Consider the following 245-nt stretch of genomic DNA (forward strand, 5'->3'; position numbering starts at 1 on the left):
GGGCAAAGGGGGACACCGGCGGCTCGGGTGGGGGTGGGGGTGGCGGCGGCGGTGGTGGTTACAGCAATATCATTGCTGGCGATATTTCCGCGCCCCTCAATGGTGGCAATGGAGGCTATGGCGGCGGCTTTTTGGACGGAGGCTATGGCGGCGGCGGCGCTGGTGGCGATGGCGTGCGTAATGAAGAGGTGAACCCGGCAATTTCCGTGACGGCTGATGTTCATGGCGGCGATGGCGGCGATGGC

General features: G+C 65.3%; 1 protein-coding gene. It reads right to left on the minus strand.

Annotated elements, in window-relative coordinates; genetic code table 11:
• Positions 1 to 245: hypothetical protein (locus tag AC0L2D_RS31870; RefSeq protein WP_473544136.1), on the minus strand; the 245-nt coding region annotated here is incomplete at both ends.

The sequence above is a fragment of the Mesorhizobium sp. WSM4833 genome (assembly GCF_055811095.1).